Origin of the sequence: Mycobacterium sp. 1274761.0, assembly GCF_001668615.1 — a bacterium.
GTDB lineage: Bacteria > Actinomycetota > Actinomycetes > Mycobacteriales > Mycobacteriaceae > Mycobacterium.
This window is the reverse complement of the sequence record NZ_LZMC01000038.1, coordinates 24148-41232: the sequence shown is the minus strand read 5'-3', so window position 1 is coordinate 41232 and position 17085 is coordinate 24148. Positions and strand designations below refer to the sequence as shown.

General features: G+C 66.9%; 14 protein-coding genes. 12 read left to right on the top strand and 2 right to left on the bottom strand.

What is annotated here, in order from left to right; genetic code table 11:
- Position 1: 1 nt before the first annotated feature.
- Positions 2–754, top strand: a complete 753-nt coding sequence (locus A5651_RS06120) for a 1-acyl-sn-glycerol-3-phosphate acyltransferase (RefSeq protein WP_066976787.1) — start codon at positions 2–4, stop codon at positions 752–754.
- Positions 751–1566, top strand: coding sequence for a Cof-type HAD-IIB family hydrolase (locus A5651_RS06115; protein ID WP_066976784.1), 816 nt, complete (start codon positions 751–753; stop codon positions 1564–1566). The genes A5651_RS06120 and A5651_RS06115 overlap by 4 nt, the downstream gene beginning before the upstream one ends.
- 9 nt (positions 1567–1575) lie before the next feature.
- Here A5651_RS06115 and A5651_RS06110 read toward each other — a convergent pair whose 3' ends face one another.
- Together A5651_RS06110 and A5651_RS06105 are read right to left on the bottom strand one after the other, a co-directional pair.
- Positions 1576–3171: an N-acetylmuramoyl-L-alanine amidase gene (locus tag A5651_RS06110; RefSeq protein ID WP_066976781.1), complete on the bottom strand. Its 1596-nt coding sequence runs from the start codon at positions 3169–3171 to the stop codon at positions 1576–1578.
- Positions 3172–3332: 161 nt separating this feature from the next.
- The gene (locus A5651_RS06105; protein WP_066976779.1) at positions 3333–4280 is read right to left on the bottom strand and encodes a hypothetical protein; all 948 of its coding nucleotides are present in this window, start codon (positions 4278–4280) and stop codon (positions 3333–3335) included.
- A gap of 165 nt (positions 4281–4445) precedes the next feature.
- On the opposite strand from A5651_RS06105, the gene glf reads away from it, so the two are divergent.
- From glf to fadD32, 10 genes are all read left to right on the top strand, one after another.
- Positions 4446–5642: a UDP-galactopyranose mutase gene (gene glf / locus A5651_RS06100; protein ID WP_066976777.1), complete on the top strand. Its 1197-nt coding sequence runs from the start codon at positions 4446–4448 to the stop codon at positions 5640–5642.
- Positions 5639–7564 carry a glycosyltransferase gene (locus A5651_RS06095; protein WP_082943612.1) on the top strand — a complete coding sequence of 642 codons (1926 nt, stop codon included), beginning with the start codon at positions 5639–5641 and terminating at the stop codon, positions 7562–7564. Before glf ends, A5651_RS06095 begins: the two co-directional genes overlap by 4 nt.
- A complete protein-coding gene (locus tag A5651_RS06090) occupies positions 7557–8105 on the top strand; it encodes a phosphatase PAP2 family protein (protein WP_066976775.1) in 549 nt (182 codons plus the stop codon). Before A5651_RS06095 ends, A5651_RS06090 begins: the two co-directional genes overlap by 8 nt.
- 38 nt (positions 8106–8143) lie before the next feature.
- Positions 8144–9058: a decaprenyl-phosphate phosphoribosyltransferase gene (locus tag A5651_RS06085; RefSeq protein WP_066976773.1), complete on the top strand. Its 915-nt coding sequence runs from the start codon at positions 8144–8146 to the stop codon at positions 9056–9058.
- Positions 9036–10985, top strand: coding sequence for a flagellar motor control protein ZomB (gene zomB, locus A5651_RS06080; RefSeq protein WP_066976771.1), 1950 nt, complete (start codon positions 9036–9038; stop codon positions 10983–10985). Before A5651_RS06085 ends, zomB begins: the two co-directional genes overlap by 23 nt.
- 202 nt (positions 10986–11187) lie before the next feature.
- Positions 11188–12264: an esterase family protein gene (locus A5651_RS06075; RefSeq protein ID WP_066976769.1), complete on the top strand. Its 1077-nt coding sequence runs from the start codon at positions 11188–11190 to the stop codon at positions 12262–12264.
- Positions 12265–12391: 127 nt separating this feature from the next.
- On the top strand, positions 12392–13288 hold the full coding sequence (locus tag A5651_RS06070) for an alpha/beta hydrolase-fold protein (protein ID WP_231988581.1): 897 nt from the start codon (positions 12392–12394) through the stop codon (positions 13286–13288).
- A gap of 22 nt (positions 13289–13310) precedes the next feature.
- Positions 13311–13799 carry a hypothetical protein gene (locus A5651_RS06065; RefSeq protein WP_066976766.1) on the top strand — a complete coding sequence of 163 codons (489 nt, stop codon included), beginning with the start codon at positions 13311–13313 and terminating at the stop codon, positions 13797–13799.
- A 40-nt stretch (positions 13800–13839) separates the two neighbouring features.
- Positions 13840–14847 (top strand): cutinase family protein, encoded by a 1008-nt coding sequence (locus A5651_RS06060; RefSeq protein ID WP_066976763.1) that lies wholly within the window; start codon positions 13840–13842, stop codon positions 14845–14847.
- Between the two features lie 257 nt (positions 14848–15104).
- Entirely contained in the window at positions 15105–16994 is a 1890-nt protein-coding gene (gene fadD32 / locus A5651_RS06055; protein ID WP_066976760.1) for a long-chain-fatty-acid--AMP ligase FadD32, read from the top strand.
- The last annotated feature ends 91 nt before the right edge of the window (positions 16995–17085 follow it).

Genomic DNA, 17085 nt, shown 5'->3' with positions numbered 1-17085 from the left:
GATGGAACCTGTTTTCCGCACGCTGGAAATCGCCTGCAGCACAGGTGTTGCCGTATCGGGAACCCGCATCACCTATGAGTGGCTGGAGAACATTCCTGATCGTGGTGGTGCCGTGGTGGCGATCAACCACACCAGCTACCTCGACTGGATGCCTGCGGCGCTGGCCGCCTACCAGCGCAAGCGGCGGCTGCGCTTCATGATCAAGCAGGAAATGTCGGACGTGAAGATTGTCAACTTCCTGATCAAGCGCACCGGCACCATTCCGGTCGACCGGAACGCCGGCAGCGGCGCATACGGCGTCGCGGTGCAGCGGCTGCGCGCCGGTGAGCTGGTCGCCGTGTACCCAGAGGCCACCATCAGCCGCAGCTTCGAGCTCAAGGAATTCAAGACCGGCGCTGCCCGCATGGCGATCGAGGCGCAGGTGCCGATCATCCCGATGATCGTCTGGGGCGCCCACCGGCGCTGGACCAAAGACCATCCACGCACGCTGGGCCGGGCGAAGATCCCGGTCACGGTCAAGGTCGGACCGCCGGTGCTGCCGAAGGAGACGGTTGCGCAGACGGACGCCGCGATGCGCGAGGTGATGACCAGGCTTCTGCACGATGCGCAGGAGTCCTACGAGCATCCCGAAGGCGCCTACTGGGTGCCGCGCCGATTGGGTGGTTCGGCGCCGACGATGGCCGAGGCCAAGGAACTCGACGCCGCCGAGTTGGCCGAGCGGGCGCGGAAACAGGCGGAGCGGCAAGCAAAGTGAAGACGCCCGCGTTGGTCGCCACGGATGTGGACGGCACGCTTCTTGACGACGACGAGAACGTCACCGACCGTACCCGCAGCGCCGTGCTCGCCGCGGTGGACGCGGGCGCCGACTTCGTGTTGGCGACGGGCCGACCGCCGCGCTGGGTGCAGCCCGTCGTCGACGAGCTCGGGTTCGCGCCGATGGCGGTCTGCGCCAACGGTGCGGTGATCTACAACCCGTCCACCGACCGCATCGTGTCGGCGCGGACGCTGTCGGTCGACGAGTTGGGTGCACTCGCCGAGATCGCGACGCGCGTCATCCCCGGTGCGGGCCTGGCGGTGGAGCGGGTGGGGCGCAGCGCTCACGACGCCGCCACCCCGCAGTTCGTCAGCTCACCCGGCTACGAGCACGCGTGGTTGAACCCGGACAACACCGAGGTGTCGGTTCAGGACCTGCTATCCGCGCCGGCGATCAAGCTGCTGATCCGCAAGGCCGGTGCGCGCAGCGCCGACATGGCCGCCGAGCTGGTGAAACATGTTGGCCTGCACGGTGATATCACCTACTCCACCAACAACGGCCTGATCGAGGTGGTGCCGCGAGGCGTCAGCAAGGCCACCGGTGTCGAGGAGGTCGCGCGGCCCCACGGCATCACCGCCGAGGACGTGGTGGCGTTCGGCGACATGCCCAACGACATTCCGATGTTGCGCTGGGCCGGCCTCGGGGTGGCGATGGGCAATGCCCACGTCGAAGCGTTGGCTGCCGCCGATGAGGTGACGGCGTCAAACAGTGACGACGGCCTGGCGCGAGTGCTCGAGCGTTGGTGGCTGTGAGAATCGGGCCTAGGCCGCGTCGATCGGCTTGATGCGCTCGAGCTGCACGGGCGGCCCGTCATCCGACAGCGGTGGCAGCTCCTCGGGCACTCCGTCGATAACTCTTGTCACAGTGCCGCGTTCACGGTCGAAGTTCAGTGTGCCGTGCTGGAAGTTCTGGACGATCCATTGCGGCTCGGAAGTCTCGCCGCTGGTCGGTAGGCCCAGCGCGCCGCGCTCGTAGCCCAGCGACGCCCACGCGTTGTAGATCGCACCGGTCAGCGGTTGGGCCCCGCTCACCGGGGACCAGTACACCGCGCCCTTTTCGAATGTGGCGTAGCGGGTGTCGAATTCGCCCGCGGCCTCCGGTGATCTCGGCGCACCGAGGATGCTGTTGTCGCCCCCCATCGACTCCCACTTGGCCAGGATGGCACCGCCGCGCAGAAGATCCTTCAACGACGGCGGCGCGGGCGGCTCGTTGAAACGTGCTGCGATATCGCGTATTTGGTCCATCGCCGCGTAGGCGGCGTTACCCGGGCATTCGGTGTTGCCGACATCGCGGTGGGTGAAGATCGACGGCAGGGTAGGGCTCGCCCCTTTGGGGAAGTGGGTGAACGATGAGCCGTCAGAGGTCAAAACGACTGTGCCTCTTGGGTTGACGTGATCCAGACTCAGCCGCCAGCCCAGCAGTCGGCCGACCGTGCGCAGCAGGATCGGGGTGGGCGGTTCGACGTCGAAGTTGCCGAGCATCGCCACGCCCCAGGTGTCCTTGTTGAACCCGCCGGTGTGGGCGCCCTCGACGGGTTTGTCTATGCCGCCCGCCCGGCCTTCGAAGACCTGCCCGTACTTGTCCACCAGCGCGTTGTAGGCGATGTCGCACCAGCCCAGCGTGCGGGTGTGGTACGCGTAGATCGACCGCACGATCGCGGCGGAGTCCTCGGGCCGGTAGTCGTTGCTGCCCGCGGTGTGGTGCACGATCCCGGCCCGTACCCCGTTGTCATAGACGGTGTTCGGGCACTTCATCGATTCGTCGGCGCCCCACTGCGCGCGCGTGATGACGGCGGGCGGCTGACCGGGCGGGGTCACGGCGTTCGGCAGCGGCAGGTCGCCGATCGGTGCCTGCGGCGGGCTGATCAGGACCGCGTTGACGTTCTGTCCGATCGGCTGGTGGGTGGTGGCCGGCACGTAGCCGAGGCCCGGCCCGGCCGGCCGCGCCTCGGCGGGTTGCTGCGGTGCCGATGCGGTGGGGCCGCCCGGCCGCGTCACGGCGATCTGCACGGTGGTGGTGAGACCGACGAAGACCGGCTCGGTGCCGCGCGCCGCGGAGGAGCCGTCGCCGACTCCGTCGAGGTTCTCGGCCTCGTACCAGGGACCCCACGAACCGTCGGATTTCTTCGCCCGCACCCGCGCCGAGGTGCCGCTGAGGTCGGCCGCGGTGAGGGCGACGAGCGAGAATGGGGTGTCCTGATGGACCTCGCGGATCGTTTCGCCGCCGCCGAGGCCGGTCAGCGTCTGCTCCACCAGCTGTGTCTGTTCGGCGAGCGGGCGGCGGTCCTCGTCGAACGGTGTGCTCGGCAGCGCCCACGGCAGGATCACCACGGTGCCCGCGAGAGCGGTGAAGAGCATCGGGTGTCTGCGCACGCACCGATGTTACGTAAGTGTCAGTTGTTGCCAGTGTTTCGACACGGCCGAACTGCGCACTGTTCTCTCGGTGCCATGCGTGTATTCCTGCGACGGCGCCGCAGAGCCAGTGGCGGGCTCTGCGGCGCCGTTCTAGGGGGACAGGTCTAGCCGGCCGGGGGCGGCGGTGCGGGCACGGCCGCGGCAGGCGCCTTCATGGCCGAGGTGATCATCGGCATCACCACGCCCTTGAGCAGGTCGATCGCCTGGCCGGCGCCCAGCTGTTGAGCGGCGCTGCTGAGATCGCTGAGTAGACCGCCGCTGCCGCCGCCGATGGCCGCAGGCGCGGCGCCCAGTCCCAGACCGGGATCGACGCCGAGACTGGTGCCGCCGAGACTGGTGCCGCCGAGACTGGTGCCGGCGGGGTCCAGGCCGATCGGCGCCGAGATCGGCACCTCACCCGGGTTGGGCAGGCCCGCCGCGTTCGAGAGCGGCGTCGTGGCCGCCAGCGCTGGATCGACTCCGGTGACCGGAGGCGTCGTCAAACCGCCGGGAAGCGCCCCGGTCGGACTCAACGCGGGGCTCAGGGCCGGATTGGATGCCGGATTGGCCGGCGCAGCGGCCAACCCGGGCATCCCCGCCGGACCCCCCGGTGGTGCCGGCGCAGGACTGGTCAACGCTGGATTGGCCAGCGTCGGGTCATTGAGTCCCGGTGCGGCGGCGAGTGCCGGATTGGTCGCACCGAGGGCGGGCGTGGTGGCCGCGGGCAGCGGCGATGTCGCACCCAGCCCAGGTGTGGCGGTGCCCAGCCCAGGAGAGGTCATGGGCGACGTGAGGCCGCCAGGGGCGGTCAGCGTCGTCGGCGCCGCAGCATTGGAACCGGTGAGTGCCGACGGCATGGCCGGCAGGTTGATGCCAAACTGCGACAGGCCCTGCGACAGCGCGGACATCAGCTCGTTGGGCAAGTCGGTCACCATGGCGGCAGACTGGAACTCGCGCGGCTGCGGCGCGGGCTTCATATCGGAGATGGCGGAATAGGCGAATGGACTCACGACGGCCAGGGCGGCGACTGCGCTCGTGGCTGTCGAGAGCCTGCGTCGACGTCGGTTTGGCACGGGAAGTCTCCTCAATATGTGGACTACGTGTAGAGCGGTACGTGAACGATGGTACGGGCGTGACAGTTGTGACTAGAGTGACGAGATGTAATTGTGAGCGAATCGCGACATTGAGTCCCTATTGGATTCGGGTGGGTCGCGGCTGGTCGGATACCCTGGCTGCCGATGACCGCTCGTTATGACCTCTTCGTCGTCGGTTCCGGCTTCTTCGGCCTGACGATCGCCGAGCGCGTGGCGACCCAGCTGGACAAGCGAGTCCTGGTGCTCGAACGGCGCCCGCACATCGGCGGCAACGCTTACTCCGAGCCGGAGCCTCAGACCGGCATCGAGGTGCACCGCTACGGCGCGCACCTGTTTCACACCTCCAATAAGAAGGTGTGGGACTACGTCCGGCAGTTCACCGAGTTCACCGGCTATCAGCACCGCGTGTTCGCGATGCACAACGGCCAGGCCTACCAGTTCCCGATGGGGCTGGGCCTGGTGTCGCAGTTCTTCGGTCGGTACTTCACCCCCGACGAGGCCCGTGCGCTGATCAAGGAGCAGGCGGCCGAAATCGAGACCGCCGATGCCAAGAACCTCGAGGAGAAGGCGATCAGCCTGATCGGCCGTCCGCTCTATGAGGCGTTCGTCAAGCACTACACCGCCAAGCAGTGGCAGACCGATCCAAAGGAACTGCCGGCCAGCAACATCACTCGGCTGCCTGTGCGCTACACGTTCGATAACCGCTACTTCAACGACACCTACGAGGGTCTGCCGATCGACGGTTACACCGTGTGGCTGCAGAACATGGCCGCCGACGACCGTATCGAGGTGCGGCTGGACACCGACTGGTTCGACGTGCGCGACCAGCTGCGCCGTGAGGCCCCGTCGGCTCCAGTCGTTTATACCGGGCCACTGGACCGCTACTTCGACTATGCCGAAGGCCGGTTAGGCTGGCGCACACTGGATTTCGAACTCGACGTGTTGCCCACCGGTGACTTCCAGGGCACCCCGGTGATGAACTACAACGACGAGGACGTGCCCTACACGCGCATCCACGAGTTTCGCCACTTCCATCCCGAGCGTGAGTACCCGACCGACAAGACCGTCATCATGCGGGAGTACTCCCGCTTCGCCAACGACGACGACGAGCCGTACTACCCGATCAACACCGAGCGCGACCGCGCCGTGCTGGCGGCCTACCGCGCCAGGGCCAAGGCCGAAACCACCAGCGCCAAAGTGTTGTTCGGCGGTCGCCTGGGGACATACCAGTATCTCGACATGCACATGGCGATCGCCAGCGCGCTGAACATGTACGACAACATCCTCGCCCCGCATCTGCGCGACGGTGAACCGCTGCACGAAAGCGGAGCCGAGGCATGAGTCAAGCGGCGGTCAGTCTGCTTGCCCGCATCATCCTGCCGCGCCCCGGCGAACCGCTCGACGTCCGCAAGCTCTACCTCGAGGAGTCGACCACCAACGCGCGGCGCGCACACGCCGAAACCAGGACGACCCTGCAGATCGGCGCGGAGTCCGAGGTCTCGTTCGCGACCTACTTCAACGCGTTTCCCGCCAGCTACTGGCGGCGCTGGTCGACGCTGGGCTCGGTGGTGTTGCGCGCCGAACTGGCCGGCACCGGCCGTGTCGACGTGTACCGCAGCAAGGCCACCGGTGCCCGGATCTTCATCGAGGGCAAGCCCTTTCACCACGAGGACAGTCGAGGCCCGGTCGAGTTCGAGATCGGACTGGAACCGTTCGAGGACGGCGGCTGGATCTGGTTCGACATCACCACCGACAGCGCGGTCACGCTGACGAACGCCGGCTGGTACGCGCCGGTGCCCGCGCCAGGCACCGCGAACGTCGTGGTGGGCATGCCGACCTTCAACCGGCCCGACGACTGCGTGAACACGCTGCGCGCGCTGACGTCGGACCCGTTGGTCGGCCAGGTCATCGGTGCGGTGATCGTGCCCGATCAGGGAACGCGCAAACTGCGCGATCATCCGGAGTTCGCCGACGCCGCCGCGCCGCTGGGCAGCCGGCTGTCTATCCACGACCAGCCGAACCTCGGCGGCTCGGGCGGTTACAGCCGCGTGATGTACGAGGCACTGAAAAACACCGATTGCCAACAGATCCTGTTCATGGACGACGACATCCGCGTCGAGCCCGACTCGATCCTGCGGGCGCTGGCGATGAACCGGTTCGCCAAGACACCGATGCTGGTCGGTGGCCAGATGCTCAACCTGCAGGACCCGGCGCACCTGCACGTGATGGGCGAGGTGGTCGGCAGGCACGACTTCATGTGGACCAACGCGCCGCACACCAAGTACGACCATGACTTCGCGCGAAATCCGTTGAACGACCGGTATTCGGACAGCAAGCTGCTGCACCGCCGCATCGACGTCGACTACAACGGTTGGTGGATGTGCATGATCCCGCGCGCCATCGCCGACGAGCTCGGTCAGCCGCTGCCGCTGTTCATCAAGTGGGACGACGCCGACTACGGCCTGCGGGCCGCCGAGCACGGCTATCCGACCGTCACCATGCCGGGCACCGCGATCTGGCACATGGCGTGGAGCGACAAGGACGACGCGATCGATTGGCAGGCCTACTTCCACCTGCGCAACAGGTTGGTGGTCGCCGCGCTGCACTGGGATGGTGACGTGCGCGGGTTGGTCCGCAGCCACTTGAAGGCGACGCTGAAACACCTGTTGTGCCTTGAGTATTCGACGGTCGCGATCCAGAACAAGGCCATGGACGACTTCCTCGCCGGGCCCGAGCACATCTTTTCCATTCTGGAGTCGGCGTTGCCGGAGGTGCACCGCCTGCGCAAGAATTACCCCGACGCGGTGATCCTGCCGTCGGCCACCGAACTGCCGCCACCGTCGGGGATGGTCGGCCGTGTCGGAGAGCCGAAAACCGCCCCCGGCAAGGCGATTCGCCTTCTCCGCGGAGTGCTGCACAACCTGTCGAAGGCCGACCCCGCGCATCATGAGCGCCCGCAGCTGAACGTGCCGACCCAGGACTCACGGTGGTTTCTGCTGTGCACCGTCGACGGTGTGACCGTCACGACCGCAGACAGCCGCGGCGTGGTGTACCGCCAGCGCGACCGCGCCAAGATGTTCGCGTTGCTGCGCGCCTCGCTGATCCGTCAACGCAAGCTGCTGCGCCGCTTCGACGAGCTGCGTAAGACCTATCGCGATGCGCTGCCGATGCTGTCGGGTGTGCAGCAGTGGGAGGCTGTGTTCGATCCCCGGGGGCAGGAGCGTAGCGACCGGGGGATTTCGGCGGACTCCGCCAATGGGTGAGAGTCCTCCTCTACGCTCCGCGTGGGGGCCCAGCGGCGAAGAGGCCGCGTTGGTGGCTGTGCAATCGGCATTGGCCGACCGCCCCGGCGTGCTCGCCGGGGCCCGCGCGCTGTCGCATTTCGGCGAGCACAGCATCGGCTGGGTAGCCGTCGCGGCCGTCGGCGCGCTGCTGCAGCCACGCAACCGGCTCGCGTGGCTGGCCGCCGGGTTCGGCGCGTTCGCCGCGCATGCGGCGGCCGTCATCATCAAACGGGTGGTGCGACGGGAACGGCCGCACCACCCGAGCATCGCCGTCAATGTCGGCACGCCGAGCCGGCTGAGCTTCCCGTCCGCGCATGCCACGTCGACCACCGCGGCGTCGATCCTCTTGTCCCGGGCGACGGGGTTGCCGCTGCCGGCGCTGCTCGTCCCGCCAATGGCGTTGTCGCGTCTGGTCCTCGGCGTGCACTATCCCAGCGACGTGATCACCGGCGTGGCGGTCGGCGCGGCCGTCGCTAAGACGGTCGGCTATTTCGCGCGCCGGGCCGGAGGAGCCTCATGAGCATTTCAAGTGACAGCAGTGCATCCAGGGCGGCAAAGATGAGTGAAGAACCGGCACCGGTCAAGGGCCCACCCCGCAACGTCGTCACCGGCCTGATCAAGGCTGCCCGGCCGCGCCAGTGGGTCAAGAACCTGCTCGTGCTCATCGCGCCCGTTGCCGCACTCGGCAGCGACGTCTCCTACGACTGGCGTGAGGTCGCGGTCAAGGTGTCGATCGCGTTCGTGGCGTTCTCCCTCGGCGCGTCGTCGATCTACCTCGTCAACGACGCGCGCGACGTCGAGGCCGACCGCGCGCACCCGACCAAGCGGTTCCGGCCCATCGCCGCGGGCGTGGTGCCGCCGTGGCTGGCTTATTGCACGGCGGTGGTGCTGGCCGCCGCGGCGTTCGCGGTGTCGCTGCTGGCCACGCCGAACCTCGCCGTGGTGATCGGCGTCTACATCGCGATGCAGCTCGCGTACTGCTTCGGCCTCAAACATCAAGCCGTGCTTGACATCTGCATCGTGTCCTCGGCGTACCTGATCAGGGCGATCGCCGGTGGTGTCGCTGCGAGCATCCTGCTGTCGCAATGGTTTCTACTCGTCATGACCTTCGGCTCGCTGTTCATGGTGGCAGGAAAGCGCTACGCGGAACTGCAGCTCGCCGAGAAGACCGGCGCCAAGATCCGCAAGTCGCTCGAGAGCTATACGTCGACCTACCTCCGGTTTGTCTGGACGCTGTCGGCCACCGCGATGGTGGTCTGCTACGGGTTGTGGGCCTTCGAACGCGACGGCGCGAACGCCTCGTGGTATGCGATCACGATGATCCCGTTCACAATCGCGATCCTGCGCTACGCCGTTGACGTCGACGGGGGACTGGCGGGGGAACCGGAGGAGATCGCACTGAAGGACCGGGTGCTTCAGCTGCTGGCCGTTGCGTGGATCGGAACCATTGGTGCCGCAGTTCTCCTCGGTTGAGCGCTCGGCCAGGATCAGCCTGACGCTCAGCGTGATCGTGGCCGCTGCCCTGTTCGCCTGGGGAGCGTGGCAGCGTCGCTGGATCGCCGACGACGGGTTGATCGTGCTGCGCACAGTGCGAAACCTGCTGGCGGGCAACGGCCCGGTGTTCAACGCGGGCGAGCGGGTGGAGTCCAACACCTCGGCGCTGTGGACCTACCTCAACTATGTTGGCGCCTTGATCGGCGGCCCCACGCAGCTGGAATACATCGCCCTATGGCTGGCCCTGGTGCTCAGCGTCGCCGGTGTCGTGTTCGCGATGCTCGGCGCGGGCCGGCTCTACGCACCGAGCCTGCAGGGCCGTCGCGCCCTGCTGCTGCCTGCGGGCGTGCTGGTCTACATGGCGGTGCCGCCGGCACGCGACTTCGCCACCTCGGGACTCGAAAACGGTTTGGTGCTGGCCTATCTCGGCCTGCTGTGGTGGATGATGGTCTGCTGGTCGCAGGCGTTGCGCGCACCGCATGACCCGGCACAGCCCAATGCGGTCAGCAACCGGTTCGATGGCGCGCTCGCGATGGTGGCGGGGCTGTCGGTGCTGGTGCGACCCGAACTGGCGTTGGTCGGCGGCCTCGCGCTGATCATGATGCTCATCGCGGCAAGGGGTTGGCGGCGCCGGGTGCTGATCATCGTCGCGGGCGGCCTGCTTCCCGTCGCCTACCAGATCTTCCGCATGGGCTACTACGGATTGCTGGTTCCCCAAACGGCTTTGGCGAAGGACGCCTCGGGCGACAAGTGGGCCCAGGGCTGGATCTATCTCACCAACTTCGACGATCCCTACCTACTGTGGATCCCGGCCCTTCTGCTGATCGCGCTCGCGTTGGTCCTGGTGACCACCCGGAGCCGGCCCTGGTGGATCCGGCGCGAGGTGCCGTACGGATACGGCAGGATCGCGCGCATCGTGGCCAGTCCGCCGGCGGTCGTGGTGTTGTTCGTGTTCAGCGGCGTTCTGCAGGCCCTCTACTGGATCCGGCAGGGCGGCGACTTCATGCACGGCAGAGTGCTGCTGACGCCGATGTTCCTCCTGCTGACTCCGGTAGCGGTGATACCGGTGCTGCTGCCCGACGGTGAAAAGTTCAGCCGCGGAGTCGGTTACCAGCTCGCAGGCATCACCTCGGTGTTGTGGCTGGCCGTGGTGGGCTGGTCGCTGTGGACGGCCAATTCACCGGGCATGGGACCCGACGCCACCCGGGTGACCTACACGGGCATCGTCGACGAGCGGCGCTTCTACTCGCAGGCCACCGGCCACGCCCACCCGTTGACCGCCGCCGACTATCTGGACTACCCGCGGATGCGGGCGGTACTGGTCGCGCTCGAGAACACTCCCGACGGCGCGCTGCTGCTGCCCTCAGGTAACTACGACGTGTGGGATGTCGTCCCGGCGATACCGCCACCGCCGGGCATGACGCCGCAGGAGCGCGCCGCCTACATCGGCCCGCACACAGTGTTTTTCACCAACCTCGGCATGGTCGGCATGAACGTCGGCCTCGACATTCGCGTGATCGATCAGATCGGCCTGGCCAATCCCCTTGCCGCACATACCGCGCGGCTGGAGGACGGCCGAATCGGGCACGACAAGAACCTGTTTCCGGACTGGGCGGTGGCCGAAGGTCCCTTCCTGAAGAAGCCGCCCTGGATTCCGACGTACCTGGACCGGGACTGGATCGCCCAGGCGGAAGCGGCGCTGAAGTGTCCGCGCACCGAAGCCATGCTGACGTCGATCCGCGGCCCGATGAGCCCGCGGCGATTCCTGTCGAATCTGGTGCACGCGTACCAGTTCACGAAGTACCGCATCGACCGTGTGCCGATGTATGACCTCATCCGGTGCGGGCTGCCGATTCCGCCTCCGTCGGTGCCCGCCTACACCGGGCTGCCCGCCAGCGGTCCGTAACGAGTCACTCCAAAGGGACGATAAGCGAAACGGCCGTCACCATCCGAGCAGGTCAGAGCCCTCAACAGCGAAGGGCGGCGACCAGCGGCGACAGCGGCTGAGGAGAGATATCACAGCAAGGTGTGGTTGACTACACGGGCGTCCGAGCCGAATGGGTCTTGAGATCTCGGGCGCGGCATACGACAGATGGGATAGATGAAGCATGAAGTTCGTTGGCAAAATCCGTGGCGCGGCGAAAGCCTTGCCGCGCCGGCTCACGGTCGCGGCACTCGCAGCCGCCGTGCTGCCCGGCCTGGTGGGCGCCGTCGGAGGCTCGGCGACTGCAGGGGCTTTCTCACGGCCGGGTCTGCCGGTCGAATATCTGATGGTTCCATCAGCGGGGATGGGACGCGACATCAAGGTCCAGTTCCAAAACGGCGGTCCCAACGCGCCAGGTGTGTATCTGCTCGACGGTCTTCGCGCGCAGGATGACTTCAACGGTTGGGACATCAACACCGCGGCGTTCGAGTGGTACGTCGACTCCGGTCTCGCCACGATCATGCCGGTCGGTGGACAGTCCAGCTTCTACAGCGACTGGTACGCCCCGGCCTGCGGCAAGGCGGGTTGCCAGACCTACAAGTGGGAGACGTTCCTGACCCAGGAGCTGCCCGCTTACCTCGCCGCCAACAAGGGCGTGAACCCGAACCGCAACGCCGCGGTGGGTCTGTCGATGGCCGGTTCGGCCGCGATGACGCTGGCGATCTACTACCCGCAGCAGTTCCAGTACGCCGCATCGCTGTCGGGCTTCCTGAACCTCTCCGAGGGCTGGTGGCCGATGCTGGTCGGCGTGTCGATGGGCGACGCTGGTGGCTACAAGTCTAAGGACATGTGGGGCGACTCGAGCGATCCGGCGTGGAAGCGCAACGACCCGATGGTCAACATCTCCAAGCTGGTCGCCAACGGCACCCGCGTCTGGGTGTTCTGTGGTAACGGCAAGCCCGCCGACATCGGCAACGGGCAGGGCGTCATCGGCGATAACTTCAACGCCAAGTTCCTGGAGGGCTTCACCCTCCGCACGAACAAGACGTTCCAGGAGCAGTACATCGCCGCCGGCGGCAAGAACGGTGTCTTCAACTTCCCGTCGAACGGCACCCACGACTGGGGCTACTGGGGAGCACAGCTGCAGCAGATGAAGCCGGACATCCAGCGGGTGCTCGGTGCGACTCCGCAGCCGTCGACTCCGATCGCGACTGCCGCGTCGGCGTCGACCCAGACGGCTTCTGCCACCACAGGCGGCTAAGCACTCGATAGCTATGCGTCTGACGGCGGTGATCCCCACGGGTCACCGCCGTCAGCCGGTTTCCGAGCAGCATCGCGATGTGGTTCACTGCAATGCGCGGGGACAGCCAACTGGTGAGGGTGGGTAGATGCAGAAAACGAAGGCGCTGAGTGGACTGATTCGAGCGGTCTTCGCCGTGGTGCTCGCGGCCGGCCTGTGGTCGGCTACGGCGCCGGTCGCCAAGGCCGACGGCATCGAGATGCTGATGGTGCCCTCGGCGGCCATGGGACGCGACATCCCCGTCGCCTTCCAAGGCGGTGGCCCGCACGCGGTCGTCCTACTCGACGCCTTCAACGCCGCCCCGGACGTCAGCAACTGGGTGGGTGCCGGCGCGTTCAACACCTTGGCCGGCAAGGGCATTTCGGTGGCCGCTCCCGCGGGTGGCGCATGGAGCATGTACACCAACTGGGAACAGGACGGCAGCAAGCAGTGGGAAACCTTCCTGGCCGATGAGTTGCCCGACTGGCTGGCCGCCAACAAGGGCCTTGCACCCAACGGGCACGGCGTCGTCGGCCCCGCCCAGGGCGGTTACGCCGCGATGGCCCTTGCGGCTTTCCACCCCGATCGATACCGCTACGCCGGCTCGCTGTCGGGTTTCCTCACCCCGTCAGCCACCACTATGAACGGTGCGATCACCGACGGGCTCGCCCGGTTCGGCGGCGTCGACATCCGCAACATGTGGGGTTTGCCACAACTCGGCCGCTGGAAGTGGCACGACCCCGACGTCCACATCCAGTTGCTCGCCGACAACAACACCCGGCTGTGGGTGTTCAGCCCGACCACGCTGACGTGCAGCGACCCTGCGGCCATGATCGGCTACTGCGACCAGGCCCAGGGCAGCAACCGCAGCTTCTACCAGCACTACCGCACCGTCGGCGGCCACAACGGGCACTTCGACTTCCCGCCGAGCGGCCAGCACGACTGGGGAACATGGGGCCCGCAACTGGCCGCGATGTCCGGCGAGCTCGTCACGACGATCAGGTGACGAGCGCCGGTACCTTGGAGGAGTGCTGCACAGGGTTCGTCGTTGGCCGAGGTGGTCGGTCGGCGCCCTTGGGGCGACATTCGTAGCGACATCACTCGTCGCGCCGGTGCTCACCGCATGCACGTCCGCGGACGGCATGCTGCCGACGATGTCGGTGCCGCCGCCGGCGTCCACGCCGACGCGGGCAGCGCCGCAATTCGTCGGTCCGCAGGCCGCAGGCCGCCAGCCCGGCGCGTTGACCGTGACACCGCAGCAGCGTGCCTATCTCGATGCGCTGCGGGGCGCGGGGGTGCGGCCGTCGACCGATCTGCTGGCGCTGAGCATCGGCTCGTATGTCTGTCAGGCGCGCGCGGCCAAACAATCCGACCAGGCGGTGCGCGACTACGTGACTCCGCTCGTTCGTAGCGATCTGCGCAACGACAACCAGCTCAACGTCGTCGCGCCGCCGCCCTCGCAGGTCGACGCGCTGACCGCCGATTACATTCAGATCGCCACCGAGCGTCTCTGCTAGCCCACGTCAACCCCCGCCCGCAAGGAGCAGAAGTACACCCATGCCAGTCAATAGTCGGCGCAAGCGCCACCGGATCCTCGCGCTCATCGCTGCGGGGGCGATAGCGCTCGTCGTCGCGCTCGTCGTCGTGGTCGTGTGGGTGATGATCCGTCAGCCCGAGAAGTCGGAGAATGCGGTGCCACCCACCGGCGTGCCACCCACGGGCGGGCCGACGACGGGCAAGCCGCGTCCGGAGTTCCAGGACGCCAGCTGCCCCGACGTTCAGTTGGTGTCTATCCCTGGCACGTGGGAGTCGTCGGTGGCGCTCGACCCGCTCAACCCGACACAGTTCCCGATCGCGTTGCTGCTCAACGTGACCAACCCGATCCGTCAACAGTTCGGCAACGACCGCGTCGAGGTGTACACCGTTCCCTACACCGCGCAGTTCCACAATCCGTTGTCCGCCGACGGCCAGATGAACTACAACGACAGCCGGGCCGAAGGCACCCGCACCGCCGTGCAGGCAATGACCGACATGAACAACCGCTGCCCGCTGACCAGCTATGTGCTCGTCGGCTTCTCGCAGGGCGCCGTCATCGCCGGCGACATCGCCAGCGACATCGGCAACGGGCGCGGCCCGGTCGACGCCGACCTCGTGCTCGGTGTGACGTTGATAGCCGACGGCCGCAGGCAGACCGGCGTCGGTCAGGACATCGGCCCCAATCCTCCCGGCCAGGGTGCAGAGATCACGCTGCACGAGGTGCCGATGCTGTCGTCGATGGGGCTGACGATGACGGGTCCGCGGGCGGGTGGCTTCGGTGTGCTCAACGAACGCGTCAACGAGATCTGCGCGACGGGTGACCTGATCTGCTCGGCGCCCGAGGAGGCGTTCTCGATCGCCAACCTGCCCAAGACACTGGAGGTGCTCGCCGGCGGGGCGGGCCAGCCCGTGCACGCCATGTACAACACCACGCAGTTCTGGAACCTCGACGGCCAACCGGCCACGACGTGGACGTTGGATTGGGCCGGCCAGGTCGTCGATAACGCGCCGCATCCAAAACATGGCTGAGGCGTTACCGGCATAGATTTGGCCTGCGGGACCGCCTCGCATAACATTAAGAAATAACTAAGACCAATCACGTACGGCTGGATGAAAACTGCTCGTCACAGCGTGGCCCGACAGCGAAAGTCAACGCCTCGGTAACATCTTGGAGGTTTGGGTTTCGCTGGGACAAATTGGACAACGAAGTCCCTCACGACGCCCGCGGCTGCCCGGACGGTGCACGCGAGACCGCGTCGCGATGAGTGCTTTGACAGGAGAGTGAGATGGGGTTCCACAACCCGTTCCTCAAGGACGGACAGATCAGGTTTCCCGATAACGGCAGCCTGGTTCTTCACGTCGAACGGTGGACGAAGGTGCGTGGAGACAAGCTCGCCTACCGCTTCCTGGACTTCTCCACCGAACGTGACGGCGTCGCACGGGATCTGAACTGGGCGGACTTCGGCAAGCGCAACCGCGCCGTCGGCGCCCGTCTACAACAGGTGACCGAACCCGGGGATCGGGTCGCCATCCTCTGTCCGCAGAACCTCGAGTACCTTGTTGCGTTCTTCGGCACCCTGTATTCCGGCCGGGTAGCGGTCCCCTTGTTCGATCCGAGCGAGCCTGGCCACGTCGGCCGGTTGCACGCCGTCATCGACGACTGTCATCCGTCGGCTATCCTCACCACCACCGAGGCGGCCGAGGGCGTCCGGAAGTTCTTCCGCAGCAGGCCCGCCAAGGAACGCCCGCGCGTCATCGCCGTCGACGCCGTCCCCGACGAGGTCGGTGCCACCTGGGAACCCGTGCCTGTCGAACCCGACACGATCGCCTATCTGCAGTACACCTCCGGCTCCACCCGCATCCCGACCGGCGTGCAGATCACGCACCTCAACCTCGCCACCAACGTGGTCCAGGTGATGGAGGCGCTCGAAGGCGAAGAGGGCGACCGAGGGGTGTCCTGGTTGCCGTTCTTCCACGACATGGGCCTGATCACCGCGATGATCTCGCCGATGATCGGCCACTATGTGGAGTTCATGACGCCCGCGGCGTTCGTCCGCCGGCCGGGCCGCTGGATCCGCGCGATGGCACGCACGCCCGAGGACACCGGCGGCGTCATCTCGGTCGCGCCGAACTTCGCATTCGATCACGCCGCCCTGCGCGGCCTGCCCAAAGAGGGCGAGCCCGAGCTCGACCTCAGCAACGTGAAGTGCATCCTCAACGGCAGCGAGCCGATCTCGGCTGCCACCGTGCGGAGGTTCAACGAGGCGTTCGGCCCGTTCGGGTTCCGGCCGCAGGCGATCAAACCGTCCTACGGGCTGGCCGAAGCCACCCTGTTCGTGTCGACGACCCCGATGGGCGACCACCCGAAGATCGTTCACGTCGACCGCGAGGCGCTGAACACCGGCACGTTCGTCGAGGTGCCCGAGGACTCGCCCAGCGCGGTGGCCCAGGCCGGCGCGGGCAAGGTCGGCATCGCCGAATGGGCCGTGATCGTCGACGCCGAAACCGCCACCGAACTGCCCGACGGGCAGATCGGCGAGGTCTGGATCAGCGGCCAGAACATGGGCACCGGCTACTGGGGCAAGCCTGCGGAGACCGTTGCCACCTTCCAGAACATCCTGAAGTCGCGCACCAACCCGTCGCACGCCGAGGGCGCGACCGACGACGCGACGTGGGTCCGCACCGGCGATTACGGTGCCTACCACGACGGCGAGCTCTACATCACCGGCCGCGTCAAGGACCTCATCATCATCGACGGCCGCAACCACTACCCGCAGGACATCGAGTACTCGGCGCAGGAGGCGACCAAGGCTTTGCGCACAGGGTTCGTCGCGGCGTTCTCGGTGCCGGCCAACCAGCTTCCCGACGAGGTGTTCGAGAACACCCATGCGGGTCTCAAGCGCGACCCCGACGACACCTCCGAACAACTCGTCATCGTCGGCGAGCGGGCACCCGGTTCGCACAAGATGGACTTGGCGCCGGTGACCGACGCCATTCGCGCCGCGATCGCGGTGCGGCACGGCGTGACCGTGCGTGACGTGCTTCTGACCCCGGCCGGCGCCATCCCGCGCACCTCCAGCGGCAAGATCGGCCGCCGCGCCTGCCGTGCCGCGTACCTCGATGGCAGCCTGCGCAGCGGGAAGGTGGCCAACGCCTTCCCCGACGCAGCCGACTGAACAGCGACGAATACTGAAAATGGCTGATATAGAACCGGATTCGCAGGGCAACACAGAGGGTTTCCAGCTGGCGCCCGAGCGGCCCACGACG

Excerpts from the sequence above, each read along its gene's own strand:
- A5651_RS06120 (WP_066976787.1), top strand. The coding sequence starts at position 2 with ATGGAACCTGTTTTCCGCACGCTGGAAATCGCCTGCAGCACAGGTGTT.
- A5651_RS06110 (WP_066976781.1), bottom strand. The coding sequence starts at position 3,171 with ATGCTCTTCACCGCTCTCGCGGGCACCGTGGTGATCCTGCCGTGGGCG.
- glf (WP_066976777.1), top strand. The coding sequence starts at position 4,446 with ATGACCGCTCGTTATGACCTCTTCGTCGTCGGTTCCGGCTTCTTCGGC.
- A5651_RS06095 (WP_082943612.1), top strand. The coding sequence starts at position 5,639 with ATGAGTCAAGCGGCGGTCAGTCTGCTTGCCCGCATCATCCTGCCGCGC.
- A5651_RS06090 (WP_066976775.1), top strand. The coding sequence starts at position 7,557 with ATGGGTGAGAGTCCTCCTCTACGCTCCGCGTGGGGGCCCAGCGGCGAA.
- A5651_RS06085 (WP_066976773.1), top strand. The coding sequence starts at position 8,144 with ATGAGTGAAGAACCGGCACCGGTCAAGGGCCCACCCCGCAACGTCGTC.
- A5651_RS06075 (WP_066976769.1), top strand. The coding sequence starts at position 11,188 with ATGAAGTTCGTTGGCAAAATCCGTGGCGCGGCGAAAGCCTTGCCGCGC.
- A5651_RS06070 (WP_231988581.1), top strand. The coding sequence starts at position 12,392 with ATGCAGAAAACGAAGGCGCTGAGTGGACTGATTCGAGCGGTCTTCGCC.
- A5651_RS06060 (WP_066976763.1), top strand. The coding sequence starts at position 13,840 with ATGCCAGTCAATAGTCGGCGCAAGCGCCACCGGATCCTCGCGCTCATC.
- fadD32 (WP_066976760.1), top strand. The coding sequence starts at position 15,105 with ATGGGGTTCCACAACCCGTTCCTCAAGGACGGACAGATCAGGTTTCCC.